General features: G+C 69.6%; 26 protein-coding genes. 9 read left to right on the forward strand and 17 right to left on the reverse strand.

All coding sequences use genetic code 11. From position 1 onward, the window contains the following. Positions 1 to 43 precede the first annotated feature (43 nt). Genes ACDP63_RS07115 through ACDP63_RS07130 form a run of 4 tightly spaced genes read right to left on the reverse strand, consistent with a single transcriptional unit; the run spans position 44 to position 3,513 of the window. Positions 44 to 889, reverse strand: a complete 846-nt coding sequence (locus ACDP63_RS07115) for a metal ABC transporter permease (RefSeq protein ID WP_036747659.1) — start codon at positions 887 to 889, stop codon at positions 44 to 46. Continuing rightward, entirely contained in the window at positions 889 to 1,749 is an 861-nt protein-coding gene (locus tag ACDP63_RS07120) for a metal ABC transporter permease (protein WP_409927878.1), read from the reverse strand. Before ACDP63_RS07120 ends, ACDP63_RS07115 begins: the two co-directional genes overlap by 1 nt. Next, positions 1,746 to 2,615, reverse strand: coding sequence for a manganese/iron ABC transporter ATP-binding protein (locus ACDP63_RS07125; RefSeq protein ID WP_024844743.1), 870 nt, complete (start codon positions 2,613 to 2,615; stop codon positions 1,746 to 1,748). Before ACDP63_RS07125 ends, ACDP63_RS07120 begins: the two co-directional genes overlap by 4 nt. After that, on the reverse strand, positions 2,608 to 3,513 hold the full coding sequence (locus tag ACDP63_RS07130; protein WP_024844742.1) for a metal ABC transporter substrate-binding protein: 906 nt from the start codon (positions 3,511 to 3,513) through the stop codon (positions 2,608 to 2,610). Before ACDP63_RS07130 ends, ACDP63_RS07125 begins: the two co-directional genes overlap by 8 nt. A gap of 106 nt (positions 3,514 to 3,619) precedes the next feature. On the opposite strand from ACDP63_RS07130, the gene ACDP63_RS07135 reads away from it, so the two are divergent. Together ACDP63_RS07135 and ACDP63_RS07140 are read left to right on the forward strand one after the other, a co-directional pair. After that, positions 3,620 to 4,042, forward strand: a complete 423-nt coding sequence (locus ACDP63_RS07135) for a Fur family transcriptional regulator (RefSeq protein ID WP_024844741.1) — start codon at positions 3,620 to 3,622, stop codon at positions 4,040 to 4,042. Continuing rightward, entirely contained in the window at positions 4,039 to 4,398 is a 360-nt protein-coding gene (locus ACDP63_RS07140) for a YigZ family protein (protein WP_177209318.1), read from the forward strand. Before ACDP63_RS07135 ends, ACDP63_RS07140 begins: the two co-directional genes overlap by 4 nt. On the opposite strand, the gene ACDP63_RS07145 is transcribed toward ACDP63_RS07140, so the two are convergent. Genes ACDP63_RS07145 through pth form a run of 3 tightly spaced genes read right to left on the reverse strand, consistent with a single transcriptional unit; the run spans position 4,395 to position 6,527 of the window. Continuing rightward, on the reverse strand, positions 4,395 to 4,769 hold the full coding sequence (locus ACDP63_RS07145) for a DUF2237 family protein (protein ID WP_024844739.1): 375 nt from the start codon (positions 4,767 to 4,769) through the stop codon (positions 4,395 to 4,397). The two genes, ACDP63_RS07140 and ACDP63_RS07145, sit on opposite strands and share 4 nt — an antisense overlap. Before the next feature lies 1 nt (position 4,770). Further along, a complete protein-coding gene (locus tag ACDP63_RS07150; RefSeq protein WP_409927879.1) occupies positions 4,771 to 5,823 on the reverse strand; it encodes a DUF2332 domain-containing protein in 1,053 nt (350 codons plus the stop codon). Continuing rightward, complete coding sequence (gene pth, locus ACDP63_RS07155; protein WP_024844737.1) at positions 5,820 to 6,527, reverse strand: aminoacyl-tRNA hydrolase; 708 nt, start codon at positions 6,525 to 6,527, stop codon at positions 5,820 to 5,822. Before pth ends, ACDP63_RS07150 begins: the two co-directional genes overlap by 4 nt. A gap of 196 nt (positions 6,528 to 6,723) precedes the next feature. On the opposite strand from pth, the gene ACDP63_RS07160 reads away from it, so the two are divergent. The 5 genes from ACDP63_RS07160 to ACDP63_RS07180 all read left to right on the forward strand — a co-directional run bounded on the left by ACDP63_RS07160 (position 6,724) and on the right by ACDP63_RS07180 (position 10,806). Then, positions 6,724 to 7,353: an ATP-dependent Clp protease proteolytic subunit gene (locus ACDP63_RS07160; protein WP_024844736.1), complete on the forward strand. Its 630-nt coding sequence runs from the start codon at positions 6,724 to 6,726 to the stop codon at positions 7,351 to 7,353. Between the two features lie 183 nt (positions 7,354 to 7,536). Next, complete coding sequence (clpX, locus tag ACDP63_RS07165; protein ID WP_024844735.1) at positions 7,537 to 8,802, forward strand: ATP-dependent Clp protease ATP-binding subunit ClpX; 1,266 nt, start codon at positions 7,537 to 7,539, stop codon at positions 8,800 to 8,802. A 666-nt stretch (positions 8,803 to 9,468) separates the two neighbouring features. After that, positions 9,469 to 9,843, forward strand: coding sequence for an NADH:ubiquinone oxidoreductase subunit NDUFA12 (locus tag ACDP63_RS07170; protein WP_024844734.1), 375 nt, complete (start codon positions 9,469 to 9,471; stop codon positions 9,841 to 9,843). A 4-nt stretch (positions 9,844 to 9,847) separates the two neighbouring features. Further along, a complete protein-coding gene (mlaD, locus tag ACDP63_RS07175) occupies positions 9,848 to 10,315 on the forward strand; it encodes an outer membrane lipid asymmetry maintenance protein MlaD (RefSeq protein ID WP_024844733.1) in 468 nt (155 codons plus the stop codon). Then, positions 10,312 to 10,806, forward strand: a complete 495-nt coding sequence (locus ACDP63_RS07180; RefSeq protein WP_024844732.1) for a DUF2155 domain-containing protein — start codon at positions 10,312 to 10,314, stop codon at positions 10,804 to 10,806. Before mlaD ends, ACDP63_RS07180 begins: the two co-directional genes overlap by 4 nt. Here the strand turns inward: ACDP63_RS07180 and aat are convergent. The 6 genes from aat to tkt all read right to left on the reverse strand — a co-directional run bounded on the left by aat (position 10,770) and on the right by tkt (position 17,507). Continuing rightward, entirely contained in the window at positions 10,770 to 11,411 is a 642-nt protein-coding gene (gene aat / locus ACDP63_RS07185; RefSeq protein ID WP_024844731.1) for a leucyl/phenylalanyl-tRNA--protein transferase, read from the reverse strand. The two genes, ACDP63_RS07180 and aat, sit on opposite strands and share 37 nt — an antisense overlap. A gap of 35 nt (positions 11,412 to 11,446) precedes the next feature. Then, positions 11,447 to 12,799, reverse strand: coding sequence for an acetyl-CoA carboxylase biotin carboxylase subunit (gene accC / locus ACDP63_RS07190; RefSeq protein WP_028709938.1), 1,353 nt, complete (start codon positions 12,797 to 12,799; stop codon positions 11,447 to 11,449). Positions 12,800 to 12,806: 7 nt separating this feature from the next. Continuing rightward, a complete protein-coding gene (accB, locus tag ACDP63_RS07195) occupies positions 12,807 to 13,331 on the reverse strand; it encodes an acetyl-CoA carboxylase biotin carboxyl carrier protein (protein ID WP_024844729.1) in 525 nt (174 codons plus the stop codon). Positions 13,332 to 13,434: 103 nt separating this feature from the next. Next, positions 13,435 to 14,331, reverse strand: coding sequence for a lysophospholipid acyltransferase family protein (locus ACDP63_RS07200; RefSeq protein WP_024844728.1), 897 nt, complete (start codon positions 14,329 to 14,331; stop codon positions 13,435 to 13,437). Beyond that, on the reverse strand, positions 14,328 to 15,269 hold the full coding sequence (locus ACDP63_RS07205; RefSeq protein WP_024844727.1) for a DMT family transporter: 942 nt from the start codon (positions 15,267 to 15,269) through the stop codon (positions 14,328 to 14,330). Before ACDP63_RS07205 ends, ACDP63_RS07200 begins: the two co-directional genes overlap by 4 nt. 216 nt (positions 15,270 to 15,485) lie before the next feature. After that, positions 15,486 to 17,507, reverse strand: coding sequence for a transketolase (gene tkt, locus ACDP63_RS07210; protein ID WP_024844726.1), 2,022 nt, complete (start codon positions 17,505 to 17,507; stop codon positions 15,486 to 15,488). A gap of 94 nt (positions 17,508 to 17,601) precedes the next feature. Here tkt and ACDP63_RS07215 point away from each other — a divergent pair, with 94 nt between their 5' ends. Continuing rightward, the gene (locus ACDP63_RS07215) at positions 17,602 to 19,566 is read left to right on the forward strand and encodes a hypothetical protein (protein ID WP_074990518.1); all 1,965 of its coding nucleotides are present in this window, start codon (positions 17,602 to 17,604) and stop codon (positions 19,564 to 19,566) included. A gap of 92 nt (positions 19,567 to 19,658) precedes the next feature. Beyond that, positions 19,659 to 21,149 (forward strand): nucleobase:cation symporter-2 family protein, encoded by a 1,491-nt coding sequence (locus ACDP63_RS07220; protein WP_024844724.1) that lies wholly within the window; start codon positions 19,659 to 19,661, stop codon positions 21,147 to 21,149. Here ACDP63_RS07220 and ACDP63_RS07225 read toward each other — a convergent pair. Genes ACDP63_RS07225 through ACDP63_RS07240 form a run of 4 tightly spaced genes read right to left on the reverse strand, consistent with a single transcriptional unit; the run spans position 21,143 to position 25,332 of the window. Beyond that, a complete protein-coding gene (locus tag ACDP63_RS07225) occupies positions 21,143 to 22,495 on the reverse strand; it encodes an HlyC/CorC family transporter (protein WP_024844723.1) in 1,353 nt (450 codons plus the stop codon). The genes ACDP63_RS07220 and ACDP63_RS07225 overlap by 7 nt on opposite strands. Next, the gene (locus ACDP63_RS07230) at positions 22,492 to 23,460 is read right to left on the reverse strand and encodes a tyrosine recombinase (protein ID WP_024844722.1); all 969 of its coding nucleotides are present in this window, start codon (positions 23,458 to 23,460) and stop codon (positions 22,492 to 22,494) included. Before ACDP63_RS07230 ends, ACDP63_RS07225 begins: the two co-directional genes overlap by 4 nt. Continuing rightward, positions 23,457 to 25,079, reverse strand: coding sequence for a hypothetical protein (locus ACDP63_RS07235; RefSeq protein WP_024844721.1), 1,623 nt, complete (start codon positions 25,077 to 25,079; stop codon positions 23,457 to 23,459). The genes ACDP63_RS07230 and ACDP63_RS07235 overlap by 4 nt, the downstream gene beginning before the upstream one ends. Next, positions 25,066 to 25,332, reverse strand: coding sequence for a hypothetical protein (locus tag ACDP63_RS07240; RefSeq protein ID WP_024844720.1), 267 nt, complete (start codon positions 25,330 to 25,332; stop codon positions 25,066 to 25,068). The genes ACDP63_RS07235 and ACDP63_RS07240 overlap by 14 nt, the downstream gene beginning before the upstream one ends. Between the last annotated feature and the right edge of the window lie 64 nt (positions 25,333 to 25,396).

Consider the following 25,396-nt stretch of genomic DNA (forward strand, 5'->3'; position numbering starts at 1 on the left):
CACCGGAATCCCGTCTCCGGAATCCCGTCTATGGGTATGTGACCTAGGGCGCCCCTGACCGGTCCGCGCCCTGCGCCCGCCGCGTGGCAATGCTGCGCCACAGGAAGGCCAGCGTGAACAGCGCCGTCAGCACCAGCACGATGGTCGGTGCCGGGGCGCTGTTCAGCCAGAAGCTGGCCCAGACCCCGCTGACCGCCCCGAAGGCCGCGACCCCGACCGAGGTGGCCAGCATGGCGGGCAGCCGCCGCGTCATCAGGAAGGCCACGGCCCCCGGCGCGATCAGCAGCGCCACCGCCAGGATGATGCCGACCGCGCTGAGCATGGCGACCACCGTGGCCGAGATCATCGCCAGAAGCCCGTAGTTCAGCACATGCAGCGCCAGCCCCGAGACCCGCGCCTGCACCGGGTCGAAGGCCAGAAGCGCGAAGTCGCGCCATTTCAGCACCAGCACCAGCCCGACCACGGCCGAGATGCCGCCGGCCAGCCGCAGGTCCTCGGGACCGACGCCCAGCATGTTGCCGAACAGGATATGGTCCAGGTGCAGGTCGGTCCGGATCGCGGTGTAAAGCACCACCCCCAGACCGAACATGCCCGACATGACGACGCCCAGCACGGTGTCGGCCTTGACGCGGCTGTTGTCCTGGATCCAGCCGGTCAGGGCCGCGCAGCCCAGGCCGGCCAGGAAGGCGCCAAGGATCAGCGGCAGGCCCGCGACATAGGCCAGCACCACTCCGGGCAGCACGGCATGGCTGACCGCATCGCCCATCAGCGACCAGCCCTTGAGCACCAGAAAGCAGGACAAAAGCCCCGCCGGCAGCGCGATCATCAGCCCGATCAGCGCCGCATCGCGCATGAAGGGAAAACTCAGCGGCATCACCAGCCAGTCCATCACGCGGCCTCCTTCAGCGCCTCGCGGGCGCGGCGGCGGGCGGCAAGCAGGCCGTGCTTGGGCGCCAGCAGGAAAGCGGCCAGGAAGATCAGCGTCTGCAGGCAGACGATCACTCCCCCGGTCGCGCCGTCGAGGAAGAACGAGACATAGGCGCCAATGGCCGAGGTGAGCGAGCCAATCGCCACCGAGATCAGGATCAACCGCGGAAAGCGGTCGGTCAGCAGATAGGCGGTGGCCCCCGGCGTCACCACCAGCGCCACGACCAGGAAGGCGCCGACGGTCTGCATCGCCGCGACGGTCGAGGCCGAGAGCAGGGCGAAGAACAGCACCTTCAGCGCCTGCGGGTTCAGCCCGATGGTGCGGGCATGGCTTTCGTCGAAGAACACCACCATCAGGTCGCGCCATTTCGCCGCCAGCACCAGCGCCGAGATGCCGCCGATCAGCGCCAGCTGCAGCGTGTCGCCGGGGGTGATCGCCAGGATGTTGCCCATGGTGATGGTCTGCACGCTGACCGCCATCGGATTGAGCGAGACCATGAACAGCCCCAGCCCGAAGAAGCCGGTGAAGATCAGCCCGATGATCGCGTCCTCGCGCAGGCCCGTGCGCTTGTTCAGAAACAGCATGGTCAGCGCGGCAAGCCCCCCCGACAGGAAGGCCCCCAGCGCGAAGGGCAGGCCCAGCATATAGGCCCCGGCAACGCCCGGCACGATGGAATGCGACAGCGCGTCGCCGATCAGCGACCAGCCCTTGAGCATCAGATAGGCCGACAGGAAGGCGCAGACCCCGCCGACCAGCGCCGAGACCCAGATCGCGTCGGTCATGTAGCCGTATTCGAAGGGGACAAGCAGCGTGCGGATCATTTCGGCGCCGCCTCTTCTTCGCGGGCGCTGCGCTGCTTGTCGTCGTAAAAGACCAGCGGGCGCTCGTCGTCCGACAGCACGGTCAGCGCGCGCGGGTCGTCGTCCGCATGCAGGTGCCGCGCACCCAGCACGAAATGGCGCAGCACGCCGCCGAAGGCCAGGCGCAGGTTGTCGGGCGTAAAGACCTCGGCCGTCGGGCCATGGGCCAGCACGGTGTTCTTCACCAGCACCACCCGGTCGCAATATTCCGGCACCGAGCCCAGGTCGTGGGTCGAGACCAGCATGACCCGCCCCTCGTCCCGCATCTGCTGCAACAGCTCGATGATGGCGGATTCGGTCTTGACGTCCACGCCGGTAAAGGGCTCGTCGAGCAGGATCACCCAGGCGCCCTGCGCCAGGGCGCGGGCCAGGAAGACGCGCTTCTTCTGGCCGCCCGACAGCTCGCCGATCTGGCGGTGGCGGAAGTCCTGCATGTTCACCCGCGCCAGCGCCTCGTCCACGGCGCGGCGATCCTCGGGCCGGGCGCGGCGCAGAAAGCCCATATGGCCGTAGCGGCCCATCATCACCACGTCCTCGACCAGCACCGGAAAGGACCAATCCACCTCCTCGGCCTGCGGCACATAGGCGATCAGGTTCTGGCGCAGCGCCTGCGGCACGGTCAGGCCCAGCACCCGCACCTTGCCGGCCGCGGCCGGAACGAAGCCCATCAGCGCCTTGAACAGCGTGGATTTTCCCGAGCCGTTCACCCCCACCAGCGCCGTGACCGAGGCTTGCGGCACCGTGAAGCTGGCATCCCGCAGGGCGGTGAAGCCGTTGCGATAGGCCACCGTCAGGCCGGATACCTCGATGCCGGCGGCCTCATGCATTGCTCAGCGCCTCGACGATGGTTTCCGAGGTCACGCGCAGCAGGTCCAGATAGGTCGGCACCGGCCCGCCGGCCTCGGACAGGCTGTCGACGTAAAGCACGCCGCCATAGCGCGCTCCGGTTTCGGCCGCGATCTGCCGGGCCGGCCGGTCCGAGACGGTGCTTTCCGAAAACACCACCGGGATATTGTGCTGCTTGATCGCATCGACCACGCGCCGCACCTGCTGGGGCGTGCCCTGCGCATCGGCGTTGATCGGCCACAGGAACAGCTCGCGCAGGCCGAAATCCCGCGCCAGATAGGAAAACGCCCCTTCCGACGTGACCAGCCAGCGCCGTTCCTCGGGCAGGGCGCGGGCGGCGTCGCGCAGCGGGCCGATGGTCCGCGCGATCTCGCCCTTGTAGCGGCCGGCATTGGCGCGATAGCTGCCAGTGCCCGCGGGATCGGCCTTGGACAGCGCGGCGGCGATGTTGTCGACATAGACCAGCGCCGTGTCCAGCGCCATCCAGGCATGCGGGTTGGGCTTGCCGTCGTAATGCCCGCCCGAGATCGGCATCGGCTCGATCCCCTCGGTCAGCGTGGCCGAGGGCAGGTCGCCCAGGTTGCGCAGGAACTGCTCGAACCACAGCTCCAGATTCAGCCCGTTGCGCAGGATCAGGCGGGCGTCGCGGGCGCCGATCAGGTCGCTGGGGGTGGGTTCGTAATTGTGGATCTCGGCCCCCGGCTTGGTGATCGAGACCACTTCGGCCCGGTCGCCCGCCACGTTGCGGGCCATGTCGGCGATGATGGTGAAGGTGGTCGCCACCTTGAACCTGCCGCCCTGCGCCAGCGCCGAGGCGGGAAGGATGGCGGGGGCGGCCAGTCCGGCAAGGGCCGTGGTCAGGAATGTTCTGCGCTTCATGATCCGATTCTTCTGCTTCGGGCCTCGTTTCTGCCGCCGTTATCTGCGAATGATTCTCAACTGTCAAGCCAGTTGCAATTTTTTCGCAACTGGGCCAGAAAACCGCATGGAGATCGAAACCCGTGCCGAAGCCTTCGAGGCCGCGCTGCGCCGTGCCGGCGTGCGCATCACCCGCCAGCGGGCCGCGCTGCTGCGCGTGCTTGCAGCGGCCGAGGACCATCCCGATGCCACCCAGCTGCACCAGCGTGCCATGGCGGCCGGGGCGGGGGTGTCGCTGGCGACGGTCTATCGCACGCTTTCCGCGCTGGAAGCGCAGGGCATGATCCAGAAGCTGGAATTCGAGGGCGAGCCGGCGCGGTTCGAGCCGGCCGACGGCCACCACCACGACCACATGATCGATGTCGAGACCGGCGAGGTGATGGAGTTCGTCAACGAGCGCATCGAGCGCCTGCAGGCCGAGATCGCCGCCGAGATGGGCTACGAGATCGTCCGGCACCGGCTGGAGCTTTACGTCCGGCGCCGGCGATGAGCCTGACGGTCTTTGACAAGATCATCTCGGACCGTGGCTCGCGCTATGCGGTGTCGGGCGGGCCGGCGCGGACCCGCGCCGAGGCCGAGGCGCTGCTGGCCGAGTTGAAGCGCAGCAAGCGTTTCGCCAAGGCCACGCATAACAGCTGGGCCGCGGTGCTGTCCGGCGAGGCGATGCGCGACGACGACGGCGAAAGCGGCGCCGGCCAGATCATCCTGCAGATGCTGGAACGCGCCGGGCTGACCGACCATGTAGTGATCGTGACGCGCTGGTATGGCGGCAAGCATCTGGGCGGTGACCGCTTTCGCCATGTCGTCGATGCCGTGCGGCACTATCTGGCGCAGGTGGGGCGCTAATCCTCGCCCTTCACGGCATGGGCGCGCAGCAGTTCCAGCGGCACGATCTCGAGCGTGCGGGCATGGGTGGCCTCCAGCACCACCTCGGGCGCGGCGAATTCCTGCGCCGCCTGCAGGAAGCGCGCGGCGCAGAGGCACCAGCGATCCCCCGGCTGCAGCCCCGGAAAGCGGAACTCGGGCCGCGGCGTGCTGAGATCGTTGCCCAGGTATTTCGACAAGGCCAGGAACTCGGCCGTCACCACGACGCAGACGGTATGGCGCCCGCGATCCTCGGGGCCGGTATTGCAGCAGCCGTCGCGGAAGAAGCCGGTCAGCGGCGCGGTCGAGCAGGTTTCCAGCTTGCCGCCAAGCACGTTGAGCGCGGGGTCCATGTCAGGTCTCCTTCGGCTGCCAGTCGATCCAGCGGGCATGGAAATCCGCCCGGCCGAGGCTCCATCGCCGCATCCCGCCGCCGGCCCAGAGCCGCAGGGCCAGCGCCGCACCTTCGCCGCCGTCGGCCTCCATCGACAGATGCGCCAAGGGCCGTTCGGGGCTGGCCTTGGCCCCGGCGTCCTGCAGCGCGGCCTCGATGCGCCCTCGCGTGGCGGCAGGGAAATATTGCGCCGCAACGGTGTGATAGACAAGCCTGCCATGAGGACAGGATTCGGCCAGCCGGGCCGGCAGCCAGTCGGCCGCGTCGCCGCGATCCACCCGCGGCGGATACCGCTCGGCCAGCGCCAGCGCCGCCTGCATCCGCTCCAGCCGCGCGCGCTGGTCCGGCCAGATATAGGACAGCAGCCGCAGCCCGTCCCGCGCCGGATCGAGCGGGTTCAGGTCCACCCCCCGCGCCGCGCCGGTCGCCAGCAGGGCATGGGCCGGGATCGTGCCGCGCCATTCCGGGCTCAACCAGACCTCGGGTTGGCGCTCTCCCAGAAAGGGCGGATCATGTTCCGTATTTGCAACAAGACTGTAGCGCGGAAAGTTCAGGTTGAGTCCAGCACTTGCGCCCAGTTCCAGCAGATCGAGGCGGCACCGGCCGAGCAAGCCGGCCAGGAACCGGCGCGCCGCGATCAGCACCGCAGCGCGGGCGACCTCGTTGGTCTGCGGCGCATGCTCGATCCATTCCAGGATGCGGGATTGATTATCCTGAATTGCCTGGGAAATGCTTCGGTGGAGCACTGCGTCATTGGCCTCGGCATAGGCCTGCGCCAGTTTCGGGTCGTCCCCGTTCAGCACCAGCGCGTGCAGCGCGCCGCAAAGCCGCAACGGCACCGAGTCGGCGCGGTAGCTGGGATCGCCGGGCCATGTCCGCACCCGCCGCGCCAGCGCATCGTCCCCGGCCTCAAGGATCGGCGCCAGTTGTTCGCAGATCCGCGCCGTCAGCGGCGAGCCAAGCGCGCGGCAGGCCTTGGCCTGCATCGCGAAGGCGTCGCGCCAGGCCGTCACCGGAACCGCTCGGTCAGGGCCCTGAGCCGGTCCGACAGGCTGGGCGGCTCGGCCGCGGGATCGTTGGCGGGTTTCGCCGCGGGCCTGGCCGGCGACGCCTTGCCGGGAAGCTCCGGCCGCGTGCCGCTGTTGCGCGGCGGCGCCACCCGCGCCGCGACCGCGTTCATGAAACGCGCATCATCGCCCGCGGCCAGCGCCGCCGCGCCGTCCGAGATGCCGCGCAGCAGGTCGTCCAGCCCGGCCTGCTCGGCCTTGGCGAAATCCGACAGCACATAGCCGGCAACGCGGTCCTTGTCGCCGGGATGGCCGATGCCGATGCGCAGCCGGCGATAACCCTCGCCGATATGCTGGTGCAGCGAGCGCAGCCCGTTATGCCCGGCATGGCCGCCGCCGGTCTTCAGCCGCAGCTTGCCCGGCGCCAGGTCCAGCTCGTCATGCAGCACGGTCACGTCCTCGGGGCCGAGCTTCAGGTAGCGCATCGCCTCGCCGACCGACTGGCCGGACAGGTTCATGAAGGTCGCGGGCTTGAGCAGGGCGACGCGCTCCTCGCCCAGCCGGCCCTCGGCGATCTCGCCCTGGAACCGCGCGCGCCAGGGGGTGAAGCCGTGGTCGGCGGCGATGCGATCGACCGCCATGAAGCCCACATTGTGCCGGTTCGCGGCGTATTTCGCGCCCGGATTGCCCAGGCCGACGATCAGTTTCATGCGTTTCTCCGTCGCTCGGGCGCCAGATTACCGGCCCGGCCGGGCAGGGGCAAATTTTATCGCTCTCTTGTCCTCGCGGCCCGGCGTTACTAAGACTCTGTCAACCTTTCGCGTCTAAGAGCGGTCCGGCGCGACCGCAGCCTTAGGACGAATCGCGAAACGGGCAGGCCAGGCAGGGACAAAAGCAAGGACAGACATGCACGATCCGGCAGAATTCTACATGAACACGCTCGTCCCCATGGTCGTCGAACAGACCAGCCGGGGCGAACGTGCCTATGACATCTTCTCGCGCCTGCTGAAGGAAAGGATCATCTTCCTGTCCGGCCCGGTGCATGACGGCATGGCGACGCTGATCTCGGCGCAGCTCTTGTTCCTCGAGGCGGAAAACCCGACCAAGGACATCAGCATGTATATCAACAGCCCCGGCGGGCTGGTGACGGCGGGCCTGTCGATCTATGACACGATGCAATACATCAAGCCGCGCGTCTCGACGCTGGTGGTGGGGCAGGCGGCCTCGATGGGCTCGCTGCTGCTCTGCGCCGGCCAGCCGGGGCATCGCTTCTCGCTTCCGAACAGCCGCATCATGGTCCACCAGCCCTCGGGCGGCTTCCAGGGCCAGGCGACCGATATCCTGATCCATGCGCGCGAGACCGAAAAGCTCAAGCGGCGCCTGAACGAGATCTATGTCAAGCATACCGGCCGCACCCTGCAGGAGGTCGAGGAGGCGCTGGAACGCGACCGCTTCATGTCGCCCGAGGAAGCGAAGGAATGGGGCCTGATCGACGAGATCCTGACGGCGCGCGGCAAGGCCGAGCCGGGCCAGTGATCACGGCTGCGGGAAGCAGCCGGAGGCCGGCGTTTTGGGGCCGGGGCGGACGTTTTGGGGATTGTGACGGGCCGGGGGGGCTCGTAACATGATGGGCAACGCATGGCGTGGCCTGGCCACGTCCGAAACAGGCGGTCGTCCGGCGCTTTTGCCGGGCTTCCGGTGTTATACGAGGATGAACTGATGGCCAATCCGACCGGCGGCGACAGCAAGAACACGCTCTATTGCAGCTTCTGCGGCAAGAGCCAGCATGAGGTGCGCAAGCTGATTGCCGGTCCCACCGTGTTCATCTGCGATGAATGCGTCGAACTCTGCATGGACATCATCCGCGAGGAGACCAAGTCCTCGGCGCTGAAATCCGGCGACGGCGTGCCCACCCCGCGCGAGATCTGCAACGTGCTGGACGATTACGTGATCGGCCAGGAACATGCCAAGCGCGTGCTGTCGGTGGCCGTCCACAACCACTACAAGCGGCTGAACCACAGCTCCAAGACCGATATCGAGCTGGCCAAGTCGAACATCCTGCTGATCGGCCCGACTGGCTGCGGCAAGACGCTGCTGGCGCAAACCCTGGCGCGCATCCTGGACGTGCCCTTCACCATGGCCGACGCCACCACGCTGACCGAGGCCGGCTATGTCGGCGAGGATGTGGAAAACATCATCCTGAAGCTGCTGCAGGCCAGCGAATACAATGTCGAGCGGGCGCAGCGCGGCATCGTCTATATCGACGAGGTCGACAAGATCACCCGCAAGTCCGACAACCCCTCGATCACCCGCGACGTCTCGGGCGAGGGCGTGCAGCAGGCGCTTCTGAAGATCATGGAGGGCACGGTCGCCTCGGTGCCGCCGCAGGGCGGGCGCAAGCATCCGCAGCAGGAATTCCTGCAGGTGGACACGACCAATATCCTGTTCATCTGCGGCGGCGCCTTTGCCGGGCTGGACCGGATCATCGCGCAGCGCAACAAGGGCACGGCGATGGGCTTCGGCGCCAATGTCAAGGAAGACGACGACAAGGGCGTGGGCGAGCTGTTCAAGCAGCTCGAGCCCGAGGATCTGCTGAAATTCGGCCTGATCCCGGAATTCGTCGGCCGCCTGCCGGTCATCGCCACACTGGGCGACCTGGACGAGGCGGCGCTGATCACCATCCTGACCCAGCCCAAGAACGCGCTGGTCAAGCAGTATCAGCGGCTCTTCGACCTGGAGGGCGTGAAGCTGACCTTCACCGAGGATGCGCTGACCGCCATCGCCCGCCGCGCCATCAAGCGCAAGACCGGCGCGCGCGGCTTGCGTTCGATCATGGAGGACATCCTGCTGGACACCATGTTCGACCTGCCCGGCATGAACAGCGTCGAGGAAGTGGTGGTCAACGAGGAGGCGGTGGATAATCCCGCGGCCAAGCCCCTGCTGATCCACACCGATTCGAAAAAGGAAACCGCGACGGCGGGCTAGGCCCGCATCGCCTGCAGGCTCGGCCGGCCGCACCGGCGCCGGTCGGTTCCGCGCCGCGACGGCGCGCGCGGCATGGTACAGGCGGGCCTTGGGTGCCGCCTTTTTCGCCGGTTCCATCCGCGCGCGTCCAACCACGCGGAACACGTCCCGGGCCAACGGGCCGCGACCGGCTTGCCGGCGCGCGGTTCCCGGCCGTGCTGGGATCGGCTTGCCCGGCTCGGGCTTCACCGGGCTCCCGGCCCGGCGCCGGTCCGCGACTGCCGCGCCGATCCTCCTTCACGATCTGCCGCGGACGCATCGCGGCAGATCCATTGCGGCCCGCAACCTCGGCTGCCATCTCAAGACAAGGAACGGCCACACGCCATGCAGATGCATCTCTTCGGGATCTGCAGTTCATCGCCGGGCGGATTCATCCTCGACCCGCTCCACCGGATGCCCGGACCGGCCATCCGGTTTGGCACCGGCAGAAAGCGGCGGGCGGATCCTTCGCAGATGGCTCGGGGCGCTCGCGTCCCTGCCCATGCCAAGCGCCTCGATGGGCGGTCGGACGGCGCCACCGGCTGCGTCGATTTGCCCTGTCGGGGGCGTCGGGGACCAAGCCTCTCTGGACCTTCGCCGCAACTTGCGCCATATCTCCACCACACCCGATTGATGAGGTTCGCACCCATGTCGTTTCTGCTGCGCTTTCTGACCTGGTGGAACAGCCAGACCTTGAACACCCAGGTCTGGACCAAGCTTTACGGCGAAAAGGTCGGCGAGGACGATCAGGGCAATGTCTATTACCAGTCCGGCGGCGGCAAGCGGCGCTGGGTGATCTATAACGGCGAATCCGAGGCAAGCCGCATCTCGCCCGAATGGCACGGCTGGCTGCATCACACCTACAAGGAGCCGCCGACCGCGGCCCCTCTGCCGCACAAGCCCTGGGAAAAGCCGCATGAGCCAAACCTGACCGGCACGCCTGCCGCCTATCACCCGGCGGGCTCGCTCTATCGCGCGCAGCCGGTCGAGCGGCGCGACTACGACGCCTGGCAGCCCGAGTAGGCGCATGAACACCGCCGCCGAACGGGCCGAGCTCTGGGTTGGTGCGGCGGTTCTGGCCGTGGCGGCCGGGTTCCTGGCCTGGTCCACCGCCGGCGGCAGGCTGGGCGCGCAGCTGGCCGGCGGCTATGAGCTGCGCGCGGCCTTTCCGAACGTCGACGGCATCGAGGTCGGCACCGATGTCCGCGTCGCCGGCGTCCGGGTGGGGCGGGTGTCGGCGGTCCAGCTGAACCCGCAGACCTATTTCGCCGAGGCGCGTCTGCGCCTGCCCGACAGCATCCGCCTGCCCAGCGACAGCGCGGCGCTGATCCAGTCGGACGGGCTGCTGGGCGGCGCCTATATCGAATTGCAGCCGGGCGGCGCGCCCGACAACCTGGCACCCGGCGACGAGATCGAGGATGTGCAGGGCGCGGTCAGCCTGATCTCGCTGATGATGAAATTCGTGGATGCGCAAAGCACGGACGACAGCCCATGACCGACCTTCTGACCCGCGCCTGCCTGTGCCTGCTGCTGGCCGCCAGCCCCGTCCTCGCCCAGGAGGAGGAGCCGGCCGAGGACCAGCAGCTGATGATCGACCCGGCCTTCAGCGACGATCCCGATGCGGTGGTCCCCGTCGAGCCCTCGGCGGCCGAGCGCCAGCGCGCCGCCGAAGCCGCGCGCGGCCCCGAGACGGCGCGCGGCACCGGCGCGCAGCTGCGCGGGCTCGACAAGATCACCGGCCGGACCCAGGATTTCACCCTGGCCGTGGGCGAGTCGGTCGCCTTCGGCCGGCTTCAGCTCAGCCTGGCGGAATGCCGCTATCCGGCAGCGGACCCGACCTCGGATGCCTATGCCGAGCTGACGATCACCGACAGCCAGGCCAATGCGCGGCTGTTTGCGGGCTGGATGATCGCCTCGTCCCCGGCGCTTTCGGCGCTGGACGATCCGCGCTATGACGTCTGGGTGATTTCCTGCAACAGGGCCTGAGCGCCGGGCAGGGCACAGCCGGCAAAATCGGCGCGAACCCCGAGCGCGGCGGCAAGCCGGCGGCGGTATTCCGCGCGGGGAATGGCCTGGCCGCCCATCGAGGCGAGATGCGGGTTCGGATATTGGGTGTCCCACAACACGAAGCCGCAGCGCGCCAGGTGCGATGACATCCAGATCAGCGCCGCCTTGGAGGCATTGCTGCGGCGCGAGAACATGCTTTCGGCAAAGAACGCCCCGCCCAGCGTCAGACCGAACATGCCGCCGATCAGCTCGTTGCCGGCCCGGACCTCCAGCGAATGCGCGTGGCCCATGCGGAACAGATCGCGGTAAAGCGCCATGAGCGGCGCGTTGATCCAGGTTTCCGCGCGATCGGCGCAGCCCTGGACCACGCCGGTGAAATCGCGGTCCAGGGTCGCATGCCAGCCGCAATGGCGCAGCACGCGCCGCATCGAGCGCGAGACATGCACCCCGCCCACCGGCAGGATGCCGCGCAGCCCCGGCTCGAACCAGTAAAGCTGGGGGTCCGAGGCGGACTGCGCCATCGGAAACACCCCCTGGGCATAGGCGGCCAGCATCCGTTCGGCTGTCAGGCCCCCACCGCTCATGCAGGGGCCGCCGGTCGCGCCGCTTGCCGCATGGTTCAGGCGCTGACGGCCATCTCGGCCAGCCAGCGTTCCAGCCAGTGGATCGAGTAATCGCCGCGCTGGATGTCGGGATTTTCGATCAGCGCCCGGAACAGCGGCACGGTGGTGTCGATCCCGTCCACGATCAGCTCGCCCAGGGCGCGGTTCAGCCGCGCCAGCGCCTCGGGGCGGTCGCGGCCATGCACGATCAGCTTGCCGATCAGGCTGTCGTAATAGGGCGGGATGCGGTAGCCGTCATAGATCGCCGAATCCATCCGTACGCCCAGCCCCCCCGGCGCGTGATATTGCGAGATGGTGCCGGGCGAGGGGGTGAAGTTCGGCAGCTTTTCGGCATTGATCCGCACCTCGATGGCATGGCCGCGGATCTGCAGGTCTTCCTGGCGGAACTCCATCTCCTCGCCGGCGGCGACTAGGATCTGCTGGCGCACCAGATCGACGCCGAAGATCGCCTCGGTCACCGGATGCTCGACCTGCAGGCGGGTGTTCATCTCGATGAAATAGAACTCGCCCTCCTCGAACAGAAACTCGATGGTGCCGGCGCCGCGATAGCCGATCTTGGCCATGGCATTGGCGCAGATGCCGCCGATGCGGGCGCGCTGCTCGGCGGTGATGACCGGGCCGGGCGCTTCCTCGAACACCTTCTGGTGGCGGCGTTGCAGCGAACAGTCGCGCTCGCCCAGGTGAACGGCGCGGCCGCGGCCGTCGCCAAAGACCTGCACCTCGATATGGCGCGGCCGTTGCAGGTATTTCTCGATATAGACCTCGTCATTGCCGAAGGCCGCCTTGGCCTCGGCACGGGCGGTGCGGAAGGCGGTCTCCAGCGCGGCCTCGTCCTGGGCGACCTTCATGCCGCGCCCGCCGCCGCCGGCGGTGGCCTTGATGATGACCGGATAGCCGATCTGCGCCGCCACCCGCTTGGCCGCGGCCACGTCCGCCACGCCGCCGTCCGAACCGGGCACCACCGGGATGCCCAGCGACTTCGCCGTCTCCTTGGCGGTGATCTTGTCGCCCATGATGCGGATATGCTCGGCCGAGGGGCCGATGAAGGTGATGCCGTGATCCTCGACCATCTGCACGAAGGCGGCGTTTTCCGACAGGAAGCCATAGCCGGGATGCACCGCCTGCGCGCCGGTGATCTCGCAGGCCGAGATGATGGCGGGCTGCGACAGGTAGCTGTCGGTCGAGGGCGGCGGGCCGATGCAGACGGATTCGTCGGCCATGCGCACATGCATCGCATCGGCATCGGCGGTGGAATGCACGGCGACCGAGGCGACGCCCATTTCGCGGCAGGCGCGGATCACGCGCAGCGCGATCTCGCCGCGGTTGGCGATCAGGATCTTGTCGAACATCCGCGCCTCACTCGACGACCATCAGGGGGGCGCCGAACTCGACCGGGCTGCCGTCGTCGACAAGGATGCGCTTGACCGTGCCCGAGCGGGGCGAGGGGATATGGTTCATCGTCTTCATCGCCTCGACGATCATCAGCGTCTCGCCTTCCTTGACCTGCTGGCCGATGGCGACGAAGGGCGTCGCGCCGGGCTCGGGCGCCAGATAGGCGGTGCCGACCATGGGCGAGGTCACGACGCCGGGCAGGCTGGCCGGATCCTCGCTGGCGGGGGCTGCGGCTGGGGCCGGGGCGGGCGCGGCGGCAGGGGCCATCGCCGCGGGGGCGGCAAAGGCGGCCGGCGCGGCCTGCGGCGCGGCCTGTTTCTGGTGCTTGGACAGGCTGACGGTCAGCCGGTCGTTTTCGTCATATTCGCGCTTGACGGTCAGTTCGGTCAATTCGTTGCGATCGAGCAGTTCGGCCAGGGCCTGAATGAAGGCGACATCGCCCTCGTGGTGGCGCTTGTCTTGACCAGCGTTTTTGGATTCGTCGCTCATGCCGTCCTCTGGATGTCGTTGTCGGGGCCCGCGTTCTGACTGCGCGGCGGATTTGGGCGTCCTTATAGACCGTCGGACAACCCGAGGGAAAGGGATTCGCCGCCTAGCCCCTGCGTTTCCAGCGCCGATGCACCCAGAACCACTGCTCCATATGGTCGCGGACCAGCCGCTCCAGATCGTCGTTCAGCGCCTGCATCATGGTCGGGGCGTCGCTGTGGGGGATGGGCGCGCCGACCTCGACGCGAAAGCTCAGCCCGTCGGGCTGGCGCACCCCGGCGATCGGCAGGATCAGCGCGTCATAGCGCAGCGCCAGTTCCGCCGGGGTCAGCACCGTCCTGGTCGGCAGGCCGAAGAAGCGCAGCTCGGCGCCGTGGTCGTCGAACTGGTCGAAGCCCAGGGACAGCCAGCCGCCGCCCTTGAGAAAGCGCAGCATGGCCGCAAGCCCGGCGCGGCCGCGCGGGAACATCGGTTCGGCGATGGCGCGCATGGCGGGGATGTAATGGCGGTTGAACGCCTCGTTGTTCATCGGCCGGTAGAGCGCGCCGACCGGCCAGCCGCGCCCCGCGAGCGCGGCGCGCATGGCGTCGTAATTGCCGAAATGCGCCACGGCCAGGATCACCGGCCGACCCGCCTGCGCCGCCTGTTCCAGCGCCGGCAGGCCCGGGCCGGTCAGCGGGTCCGCGGCATGGATGCGGTCGGTGAACTCGGCCCCGGAATAGATCTCGGCCAGCGAGCGGCCGGCATTCTCGGGCACCGCGCGGGTCAGGCGGCGGATCTCGGCCGCGGGCAGGTCCGGGCGCGCCATGGCCAGATTGGTGCGGATGCGCTGGCGCCAGCCGGCCAGGGGTCCGAGCAGATGGGCGAAGAACCAGCCCATCGCCGGCACCCGCCGCCGATAGGGCAGGATACGCGCCAGCCCCATGACAGCCAGGAAGGCGCCATTGGCGATGCGGTCGCGCAGCGGGGCGGGTTCCTGGGTCTCGGTGTCGGTCTCGGTCATTGCGGCCCCGTTCCGGCGGCCCGGTTCATCGCGCGGGCCTCGCGCATCCAGACATATAGGCCCGCAGCCACGATGATCAACGCGCCGATGAGGGTCCAGCGGTCCGGCAGGGTGCCCCAGATGAGCCAACCCCAGAGCCCGGCCCAGACCAGCCCGGTATAGCCGAAGGGGGCGATGGCCGCCGCCTCGGCCAGCGAGAAGGCACGGATCAGCAGCGCCTGCGCCGCTGTGCCGAGCCCGCCGAGCAGCAGGAAGGCCCAGAGATCGCCGACCGCGACCGGCCGCCAGACGAAGGGCACGGCAAGCGAGGAGAGGACCGTGCCGACCAGCGCCGACCACAGGATCGAGGTCGCGGTGGAATCGCTTCTCGCCACGCGGGTCAGGATGGCGCCGGCGGCATAGGTAAAGGCCGCGGCGAGCGCCAGCAGAGCGGCGGGATGGAAGACGCCGGCGCCGGGGCGGATGATGAGCATGGCGCCGCAGAAGGCGGCGAGGATGCCGAGGATGCGGCGGATGCCGATGGATTCGCCCAAAAAGACGGCCGCGCCCAGCGTGATCAGCACCGGGTTGAGGTCCATGATCGCGGTCGCCTCGGCCAGGCCGATGAATTGCAGCGCGCTGAAGAACAGCAGGCCCGAGCCGAATTGCGTCACGCCGCGGAAGAACTGCACCACCGGGCGCCGGGTGGCGAGGGCATGGCGCAGCCGCGGCGCGAAGATGACCGCGACGATGGCCAGGTTGGTGACGAAGCGCACCCAGACCACCTGCACCGGGTGGTAGAGCGTCGAGAGATGCTTGCCGGTGGCATCCATCAGCGTGAACAGGAAGATCGCCAGCAGCAAGAGCAGGATGCCGTGCAATTGCGTGGCGCGGCCCGGATCGCCGGCGGGGGCGAGGATCGGCGGCAGGGCGCCGGGGCTGGGTTCGGGCGGTGTCATGGCATGTCCCTCTTGTTTCCGCTTATGCCCGTGGGCGGCGGCGGGGTCCATGGGGGCGAAGCGGGTGCCTGCCTGCACCGTCGCATGAGTTTTTGGGGAAGGGTGAAAGGCAGCCGCGGCGGCTTTCCCGGAGCGCCGGGGCATGGGTATTTGGGGAACGAAGAAGCCGGCGGGATGGGAGGGGGCCGCGCCGGAGCGGGCGCGGCCCGGAAGTGCTTAGCCGAGCAGGCGGCGGGCCTCGGCGACGGTCGCCTCGGCGGTGATGCCGAACTCCTTGTAAAGCGTGGGTGCCGGGGCCGAGGCGCCGAAGCCGGTCATGCCGATGAAGCCGGAGGCTTCTTCGCGGCCGCGCTCGCCCAGCAGCAGCCAGTCCCAGGGCTGGCGCACGGCGGCCTCGATGGCGACGCGCACCGTGCCGGCGGGCAGGATCTGCCGGCGGTATTCGGCCTCCTGGTCGCGGAAGAGTTCCATCGACGGCACCGAGACGACGCGGGTCGGCACGCCTTCGGCCTCGAGCGTCTCGCGGGCGGTCACCGCGATCTCGACCTCGGAGCCCGAGGCCATCAGGATCACCCTGGGCGCGGCCGAGGCCTCGCGCAGAACATAGGCGCCCCTGGCCGAGAGGTTCTCGGCGCCCGCATCCTCGCGCAGCAGCGGTAGGTTCTGGCGCGACAGCGCCATGACCGTCGGCGTCGATTCGCTCGACAGCGCGATTTCCCACGCCTCGGCGGTCTCGATCAGGTCGCAGGGGCGCAGGGTCAGCGTGTTGGGCGTGGCGCGGCAGATCGCCAGATGCTCGACCGGCTGGTGGGTCGGGCCGTCCTCGCCCAGGCCGATGCTGTCATGGGTCATGACATAGGTCACCGGCAGGCCCATCAGCGCCGAAAGCCGCATGGCGCCGCGCGCGTAATCGGTGAAGCACATGAAGGTGCCGCCATAGGGGCGCAGGCCGCCATGCAGCCAGATGCCGTTCATCGCCGCCGCCATGCCATGTTCGCGGATGCCGTAGTGGATGTAACGGCCCTGGCGGTTTTCCGGCGTGAAGACGCCCAGATCCTTGGTCTTGGTGTTGTTCGAGCCGGTCAGGTCGGCCGAGCCGCCCAGCGTCTCGGGCAGTTCGGGGTTCACCACCTCCAGCACCATCTCGCTGGCCTTGCGGGTCGCGACCTTGGGCTTGCTGGCCAGGGCCTGCTGCTTGAGCGCGGCGATGGTGGGCGCCAGCCGCTCGCTGACCCCGCCCGAGATGCGGCGGGCGAATTCGTCGCGGTTCTCGGCCGCATCGACGCGGGCGGCCCAGGCCTCGCGCTCGGCCCGGCCGCGGGCGCCGATGGCGCGCCAGTCGGCCAGGATGTCCTCGGGCACGGTGAAGGCGGGCGCCTCCCAGCCGAGCGCCTCGCGCGCGGCGGCGATCTCGGCCGCGCCGAGCGCCGAGCCATGCACGCCCGAACTGTCCTGCTTGTTGGGCGCGCCGAAGCCGATGATGGTCCTGCAGGCGACCAGCACCGGGCGGTCGTCCTTGCCGCTGGCGGCATCGGCCAGCGCGCGCTCGATATCGGCGGGGTCGTGGCCGTCGCAGGAAAGCGTGCGCCAGCCCGAGGCTTCGAAGCGTTTCAGTTGGTCCGTCGAATCCGACAGCGACACCCGGCCGTCGATGGTGATGTCGTTATTGTCCCAAAGGACGATCAGGTTCTTCAGCTTCTGGTGGCCGGCCAGGCCGACGGCCTCTTGGCTGATGCCCTCCATCAGGCAGCCGTCGCCGGCGATGACCCAGGTCTTGTGGCTGCACAGCGCCTCGCCGAACTGGGCGCGCATCGCCTCTTCGGCGATGGCGAAGCCGACGGCGGTGGCGATGCCCTGGCCCAGCGGGCCGGTCGTCGTCTCGACGCCCTCGGCATGGCCGAATTCCGGATGGCCGGCGGTGATCGAGCCCCATTGCCGGAAATTGCGGATCTGGTCGATCGACATCTGCTCGTAGCCGGTCAGGTAGAGCAGCGAATAGATCAGCATCGAGCCGTGGCCCGCCGACAGAACGAAGCGGTCGCGGTCGAACCAGTTCGGCGCGGCCGCGTCGAATTTCAGGTGGTTGCGGAACAGGACCGTGGCGACGTCGGCCATGCCCATCGGCATGCCGGGATGGCCCGAGTTCGCGGCTTCGACGGCGTCCATGGAAAGGGCGCGGATCGCGGTGGCGAGGCGCCAGTGAGCGGGATCGGCCTTGCGGCGGGCGGCGATGTCCATATCGGGGTTTCCGTGCTGTTGTATGGCGGCACGTCCTGATAGGCAGGAGGGCGGGCGGTTGCAAGCCGCAAGGGGAGGGGGAGGGCGGTTTCGCATGACAAGGCACCATGCCATCATCGGTTTCCGGCAGGATCGGATCGGCGCGCGGCTGATCTGCCTGCTCAATGTGATGCGGATCGCACGCAAGTTCGGCGTGGCGGGGCGCTATCTGTGGCTGTCGCAGCCCGACGGGCCCTATCCCGAACTGGTCGATCCGCGCGATTTCCTGGACCCCGCCTTCGTCGCTGCGCATATCGACATCGTCGCGCGCGCGCCCGAGCGGTCGGAACTACGCAACCTGCCCGCCGCGGCGCCGGGCATGAACGGTGCCGGTTTCGCCCGCACACTGGCCGAGGGGCGGCGCTATGAATGCGACAGCATGTCCGAGATCATCCGCTTCATGGACGAATCCGAGGCCGAGGCGGCGGCCGGCCTGCGCGCCGCGGCCGAGGAACTGGTGCTGTCACCGCGGCTGGCGCGGGCGCTGGCAGGGGCGCGACGCATCCTGGCCCGCGCCGGCGGCGGCCGGCCGCTGGCCATCCATGTCCGGCGCGGCGACATCCTGGACGGCGATCCCTGGTCCTATTCCTCCTGGGCGTCGAAATATGTGCCCGACGAGTTCTTTCGCGCCTTCGTCGCCGCGGTGGATGGGCCGGTGATCGCCTTTTCCGACACGCCCGCGGCGGTCGAGCATCTGCGCCAGGGCGATCCCCGCATCCTGCCGGCCCATGAGCTTCTGGACCCCGGCGCGCTGACCCCGGCCGAGCGCGACCTGCTGGAACTGCTGCTGATGGCCGGCTGCGAACAGGTGGGCGCGCCCAGCTACAGCGCCTTTTCGCGCGCCGCGGCGATGGTGGGGCAATGCCGGGTGGTGGCCCTGCCGGAGGCGCTGCCCGAGGATCTGGGCAACGCCGCCCATGCGGCGCTGCTGGAACGCGTGCTGTCGCGGCCGGAGAGTTTCTTTGCCCCCGGCGATCTGGCGCAAAGCGTGAGCTATGCCGCCGGTCATGCCAGGCGCTGCGGGCGGGCAGAAGACCTGGTCGAGGCGCTGGCCGGAAACCGGGCCTTGCTGGAGCGTTTTCCCTTTCTCTACCGCGAGCTTGCGATTGCTGCCTGGTCGGCCGGCCTTCGGCAGAAGGCGCGGCGCCTGGCCCGGCAGGGGCTGGAGGCGCCGCTGATGCGCAATCGCGACAAGCCGCAATGCCGGCAGGTGCTGCTGGTGACGGGCGGGCAGGGCGGCAATGCGGACGGCGCCGGGCCCGGACCGGACGCGGCCTTGGTGGACATGATCTTTGCCGGGCGCTCGGCCGAGGGACCGATCATGCCGGCGGTGGCGCATCGGCTGATGCATGACGGCGGGGCGGCGCGCCGGGCGCTTGGCTTTGCCCCCGAATTGCTGGCGACCTATGCCCAGCCCGACCCGGAACGCGGCAAGGGCCGGATCCTGCCGCTGTGGCTGCTGCGGATCGACTGGTCGGAGTTCATCCGCGATCCGGGGCCACAGCGCGAATTGCTGGTCTGGCCCGACCTGTGGCGCAAGCTGGGCCCCTGCGCCGAGGCGCTGGCGCCGATCGAGGCGGCGCTGGCCAGGGGTGAACGGCCGGAACCGGCCGACGGGGATGCGGCCTGGCTGGGGTTCTGCGCCTCGGTCCTGCGGCTGCATGGCCGGCTGAACCGGGCCTTCGCCTTGCTGCACTGGCTGGATGCGGCGCGGCCGGAACAGATGCTGACCCGCAAGCGGCTGGCCGATGCCTGTTTCGCCGCCGGCAATCGCAAGGCCGGCTGGCGCTGGCTGGATGCGGCGCTGGCGCTGGCGCCGGACCAGCCGCTGCTGCATCTTTCGGCCGCCCTGCGCGCCGCCGAGGCGCAGGATGCCGCGCGGGCCGAGGCGCATCTGCGCGTCGCCCAGGCGGCCTGGCCGGAACTGGGCCTGCCCGAGACCCTGCGCCGCGCCCTGCGCCGGCAGAGACAGGCGGCCGCGGCCGGGAATGCCGCGGCCTGCGCGGAGCGGGCCGGGTGATCACGTTATCGTCATAAAGGATTTGCCAAAGCCCGGACGCCAGCGCAGTCTTGCGAAAACGCAAGCATGATCGGCAAGACAGGGGGGCCCTCATGGCAAGAACCGCGACATCCGCAGTCGATCCGGTCGACGAGATCCTGCCGCCGCTGCGGATGGCGACCCTGGGCCTGCAGCATGTCCTGGTCATGTATGCCGGCGCCGTGGCGGTGCCGCTGATCGTCGGCCGGGCGCTGAGGCTTTCGCCCGAGGACGTGGCCTTCCTGATCTCGGCCGACCTGTTCTGCTGCGGCATCGCCACCATCATCCAGTCGCTGGGCATGACGCGCTGGTTCGGCATCCAGCTGCCGGTGATGATGGGCGTGACCTTCGCCTCGGTCGGGCCGATGGTGGCCATGGCGAACGCCTATCCGGGGCCCGAGGGGGCGCGGATGATCTTCGGCGCCATCATCGGCGCGGGCATCGTGGCCATGCTCATCGCGCCTTTCGTCGGGCGGATGCTGAAGTTCTTTCCGCCGCTCGTCACCGGCACCATCATCCTGGTGATCGGCGTCACGCTGATGCGGGTGGGGATCAACTGGATCTTCGGCAACCCGGTCGGGCCGACGGCGCCCAAGGTGGTGGACCCGGTGGCGGTCGGCTGGCTGAACCAGCTGCGCGACCTGGCCGGGACCGGCGCCGTGCCGGCGCTGCCCGAGGGCTTTGCCCCCGCGCCCAGCGTGCAGAACCCGCTTTACGCCCAGCCGATCAATATCGCCATCTCGGGCGTGGTGCTGGTGGCGATCCTGCTGATTGCCCGCTTCGGCCGTGGCTTCGTCGCCAATATCGCGGTGCTTCTGGGCATGCTGATCGGCGCGGGCCTGACCATCCTGCTGGGCCAGATGACCTTCGAGAAGGTGGCCGAGGCGCATTGGTTCGGCATCGTCGCGCCCTTCCATTTCGGCATGCCGATCTTTGACCCGGTGCTGATCGTGACCATGGTGCTGGTGATGATCGTGGTGATGATCGAATCAACCGGCATGTTCCTGGCGCTGGGAGAGATGACCGGGCGCGAGGTCACGCCGCAGCGCCTGACCGCGGGCCTGCGCACCGATGGGCTGGGCACGCTGATCGGCGGCATCTTCAACACCTTCCCCTATACCTCCTTCAGCCAGAACGTCGGGCTTGTCGGCGTCACCGGGATCAAGAGCCGCTTCATCTGCGTCGCCGGAGGGCTGATCCTGATCCTGTTCGGGCTGGTGCCCAAGATGGGCGCGGCGGTGGAATCGCTGCCGACGCCGGTGCTGGGCGGCGCCGGCCTCGTCATGTTCGGCATGGTGGCGGCGACGGGGATCCGCATCCTGTCTACGGTGGATTTCGCCGGCAACCGCAACAACCTGTTCGTGGTGGCGGTGGCGCTCGGCTTCGGGATGATCCCGCTGATCGCGCCCGATTTCAAGCAATGGATGCCGCATGCCATCCACCCGCTGGTCGAATCGGGCATCCTGCTGGCCACCATCGCGGCGGTGGCGCTGAACGCCTTCTTCAACGGCACCGGCGGCAGCATCGAGGCGGCCAAGCGCGCCGCCGGCATGGCCGATCACTGATCGGCGGCGGGCTTGTCCGGCGGCGGCACGCCCAGCGGGCGGATACGCAGCCGGGTGATGCGGTTTTCCCGCCGCGCCAGCACCTCGAAACGGTAGCCGTGGAAGGAAAACACCTGGCCCGCCGCGGGGATCGACTGGGCCATGTGGATCACCAGCCCGGCCACCGTGTTGGCCTCGTCATCGGGCAGGGACCAGTCCAGCGCCCGGTTCAGGTCGCGGATGGTCATCGCGCCGTCGACCAGGTAATCGCCCTGCGGGCCGGGCAGCAGCGATTGCACGGCATCCATGTCGTGTTCGTCGGTGATCTCGCCGACGATCTCCTCCAGGATGTCCTCGAGCGTGATCAGGCCGCGCAGGCTGCCATATTCGTCCACCACCAGCGCGAAATGCGTCCGCCGCCTGAGGAACTCGCGCAGCTGCTCGTCCAGCGGCGTGGTCTCGGGCACGAAATAGGGCGGCATGGCGGTGCTGAGCACGTCGAAATCGCGCAGCGCCTCGGGGCCGCTTTCCTGAAGCGCCCGGCGCACGCCGCGCAAGAGATCCTTGGCATGGATGACGCCGATAACGTTCTCGCGCTCGCCGCGATAGACGGGCAGGCGGGTATGGGGGCTTTTCAGCACCAGATCCAGCACCTCTTCGGCAGTCTGGCCGGCGTCGATCATCGCGATGCCCGAGCGGTGCAGCATCACTTCCTCGACCGAACGCTCGCCCAGGTCCAGCGCGCCCAGCAGCCGGTCGCGTTCCTCTTTCTGCACGGCACCGCTCGACTCGGCCACGGCCAGCGCATCGGCGATCTCGTCCTGCACGGAAAACACCGGGCCGGCGCTGCCGGCGCGGATGCCGAAGGGCGCCAGCAGGCCGCGCGCCGTCAGCCGCGCCGCCCAGACCACCGGCGCAAGGATACGGGCCAGCAGGGCCAGGGGGCGGGCGAGGCGGCCGGCCGTCTCCTCGGGGGCAAGGCGGGCCAGGCTGCGGGGCAGAACCTCGGCCAGCACCAGCATTGCCAGCGCCAGGACCAGCACCCCCAGCGCCGCCCCGCGCCAGCCCGACAAGCCCAGGCCAAGCGCCGCGGCAAGGCTGGCGGCCAGGATCTTGACCAGAGTGTTGCCGACAAGGATGGCGCCGTTCAGGTTTTCGCTGTCCTCCTTGGCCGCCAGCGCCTCGGCCGCCCGCCGGTCGCCCTTGTCGGCGCGGGCGCGCAGCTTGCTGCGGCTTGCCGCGGTCAGCGCCGTCTCGGCCCCGGCGAAGAGGGCCGAAAGCGCCAGAAGCAGCAGGATCGCCGCGCCGATCAGCCAGAAGGCCGGGTCATGGCCGGGGGTCGGGTCGGGAACAGCCGGCGGGATCATGGCTCTTTGTCGTCGCGATGGGCTTGGGCCAGCGGATGATGGTTCAGCACCAGATCGCGCATCCGCGTGTCAAGGACATGGGTATAGATCTCGGTCGTGCCCAGGTCGGCATGGCCCAGAAGCGTCTGGATCGCCCGCAGGTCGGCGCCGCCTTCCAGCAGATGCGTGGCAAAGGCGTGGCGGATCACATGCGGCGAGACGCGGGCCGGGTCGATGCCCGCCGCCAGCGCCAACTGGCCCAGCAGGGCGTTCATCGCCTGGCGCGTCATGTGCCCCTCGCGCGAGGCGGCGGGAAACAGCCAGCGCGCGCCCTTGCCTGCGACCAGCCGGCCCAGCGGGCTTTCGGCGGGGGCATTGTCGCGGCGCCTGAGCCAGGCGGCCAGCGCCCGGCGGGCCGGATCGCTCAGCGGCACCATGCGCTCCTTGCCGCCCTTGCCGCGGATCAGCAGCAGCGCCGGGTCGCCCCGGCAGGCGCCCACGGGCAGCGAGACCAGTTCGCTCACCCGCATGCCGGTGGCATAGATCAGCTCGACCAGCGCCAGGTTGCGGGCGCGCTCGGTCTCGTTGCGGCCGATGCGGGGCAGGGCGTCCAGCATGGCCTGCACCTCGGCCCGGTCCAGAACCTTGGGCAGGCGCTGCACCCGGCCCGGCCCGCTGATGCGGCCGGCGGGATCGTCCTCGCGCCAGCCTTCGTCCAGCGCGAAACGCATGATCTGGCGGATCGCCGACAGCCGCCGCGCCCGCGTCGCCCGCGCAAGGCCTTGGGCGTCGCAATAAGCCAGGTAATCCTCGATCCCCTCGCGCGGGACGGTCAGCAGGGTGCCGCCGCGCGTCGCCAGCCAGTCGACGAAATCGCGCAGGTCGCGGCCATAGGCCAGCAGCGTGTTGCGCGCCGCCCCCGCCTCGGCCGCCTGCGCGTCGAGAAAGGCCGAGATCCGGCCTCGGTCGTCAAGCCGGCCGCTCACGGCAGGCCGGAGCCCGGCGGGGGCGTCATCACCGGGGCCAGGATCAGCTCGACCGCCGCCTGGCGCGCGATTTCCTGCTGGCCCAGCACGCGCAGGACGCGCAGGCCCTGCGCCGCGCGCGGCAGGTCACCGTCCAGACCGGCATCGACATCGGCGATGGCGGCCAGCAGCGCCTCGCCCCGCCGGTTGGCCAGGATCAGCTGCGCGGCGCCTTCCGGCAGGCTCCGCTCCGACGGACCCAGGAAAGCGGGGAAAAGCGCGGCCGCCCGCGGCTCGCCCTCGCCCGGCGGCGGGGCGCTTTCGGGCTCGCCCTCGGCAAAGCGCAGAAGCCACAGGTCGAAACCGGCGGCATCGGCGGGCGGGGCCTGCACCACCTGCGGCTGCGCGGCTTGCAGCGCCAGCCACAGCGCGATGCGGCCGGCGCGGCCATCCAGCCCCAGCGCGCCGACCTCGGCCCCGACCATATCGGCCAGCGCCGGGCCAAGCCCGGCCGCGACCATGGCGTCGAAGGCAGGCGGCAGGGCATGGCCCACCCCCGCCAGGTCGCGCATCAGCAGCGCATCGGCCAGGGCCTGCACGGCGCCGGCGCGGTCCCAGACCCCGCCCGAGGCGGCGGGCTTCTGCTCCAGATAGATCATGCGCAGCTGCGAGGCCGGGATCGCCCCGGCCCGCGCCAGCCGCTCGGCCGCGTCCAGCCGGGCCTTCCAGCCCTCGTTCTGGTCCAGGTCGGCCAGGGCGAAGGCCAGGGGCAGGCCGGACGAGGGCAGGGGCTGGCCGATCGCCTCGTGCAGGCGCAGCTCCAGCGGCGTGACCACGGCGGGCGGCACCAGTTCCTCGGCGCTGTCGGAATAGCCATCGTCCAGGTAATGCGCCAGAAGCGCCGCCATCTGCGGGTCGATCCGCCCCATGGCCTGCGCGCCGTGAAACACCAGCGCCGCAGCCGACCAGTCGCCGCCGAAAGCCAGGCAGAAGATGCGCGCCGGAAAGCTGGGCGCGACGCCGGGGGTGCGGTCCATGGTCTCGCAGGCCTGGGCCTCGTCGCCGGACAGGAGCGCGATGTCGAAAAGCCGCCGGAACCGCTCGGGGTCGCCGGGACCGGCGGCCTTGAGCAATTCCTTGGCGGCGCCAGTGGCACCCATATCCAGAAGCTTGTCCACGCGGGCCAGGAACAGCGCGCCTTCCTGTCCGGCCTCGGTCCGGGCCGGGCGCAGCTGCGCGGCCAGCAGCCGCCGCTCCAGCCGCCGCAGCGCCGGCAGGCGCGGGTTCGAGGCGCGGATCAGCCGCACCAGCACCGCCGCCTCACTGTCGCCCCAGAGATCCGGAGGCAGGCCGGCCGCGCGCGGCGAAACCGTGCCCTTGCCGTCGGGATTGCCCTCGCCCAGCCGGGTCACGCCGACCGGCTCGACCGCGCCGGTGGGGGCAAGCTCGCGCCTGGCGCGCTGCCGCAGTTCGGGCGGGCGCGCGTCGCCGGGTCGCCAGGACGAGATGTTGTCGGGCTCGCGCACGCTGCCCGACAGCCAGTCGCTGGCCGAAAGCGGCGGCTTGGCCCCGGCCGGCAGGGCCAGCGCCAGCCCGGCCACCAGGGCGCAGGCCAGGCCGAGGCCGTCAGTCGAGGTCATTCTGCCCCGCCCCCGCGTCCTCGGCCGTTGCAGCGGTCTGGGCGGCATCGCCGCCATCGGCGGCCGCGGTCGCCGCGGGGGCCGGTGCCGGCACGGGCGCTGCGGCCGGGGCGGCTGTCTGCGCGCCCAGCTCCAGTTCGACCGGCATGCGCATCTCGCGCGGGTCCGAACTCATGTCGCCGAAATAGGCATAGCCGGCCAGGCCCGCCAGAATCAGGATGACCAGAACCACCACCACCTTCAAAAGCCGCATGAATTGCCCCTTCCGCCTCGATATGCTTGCAATGCCGGTCTGTCGCCGGTTCCCGTGAAATATA

This window comes from Paracoccus sp. P2, from assembly GCF_046335115.1.
Classification (GTDB): domain Bacteria; phylum Pseudomonadota; class Alphaproteobacteria; order Rhodobacterales; family Rhodobacteraceae; genus Paracoccus; species Paracoccus pantotrophus.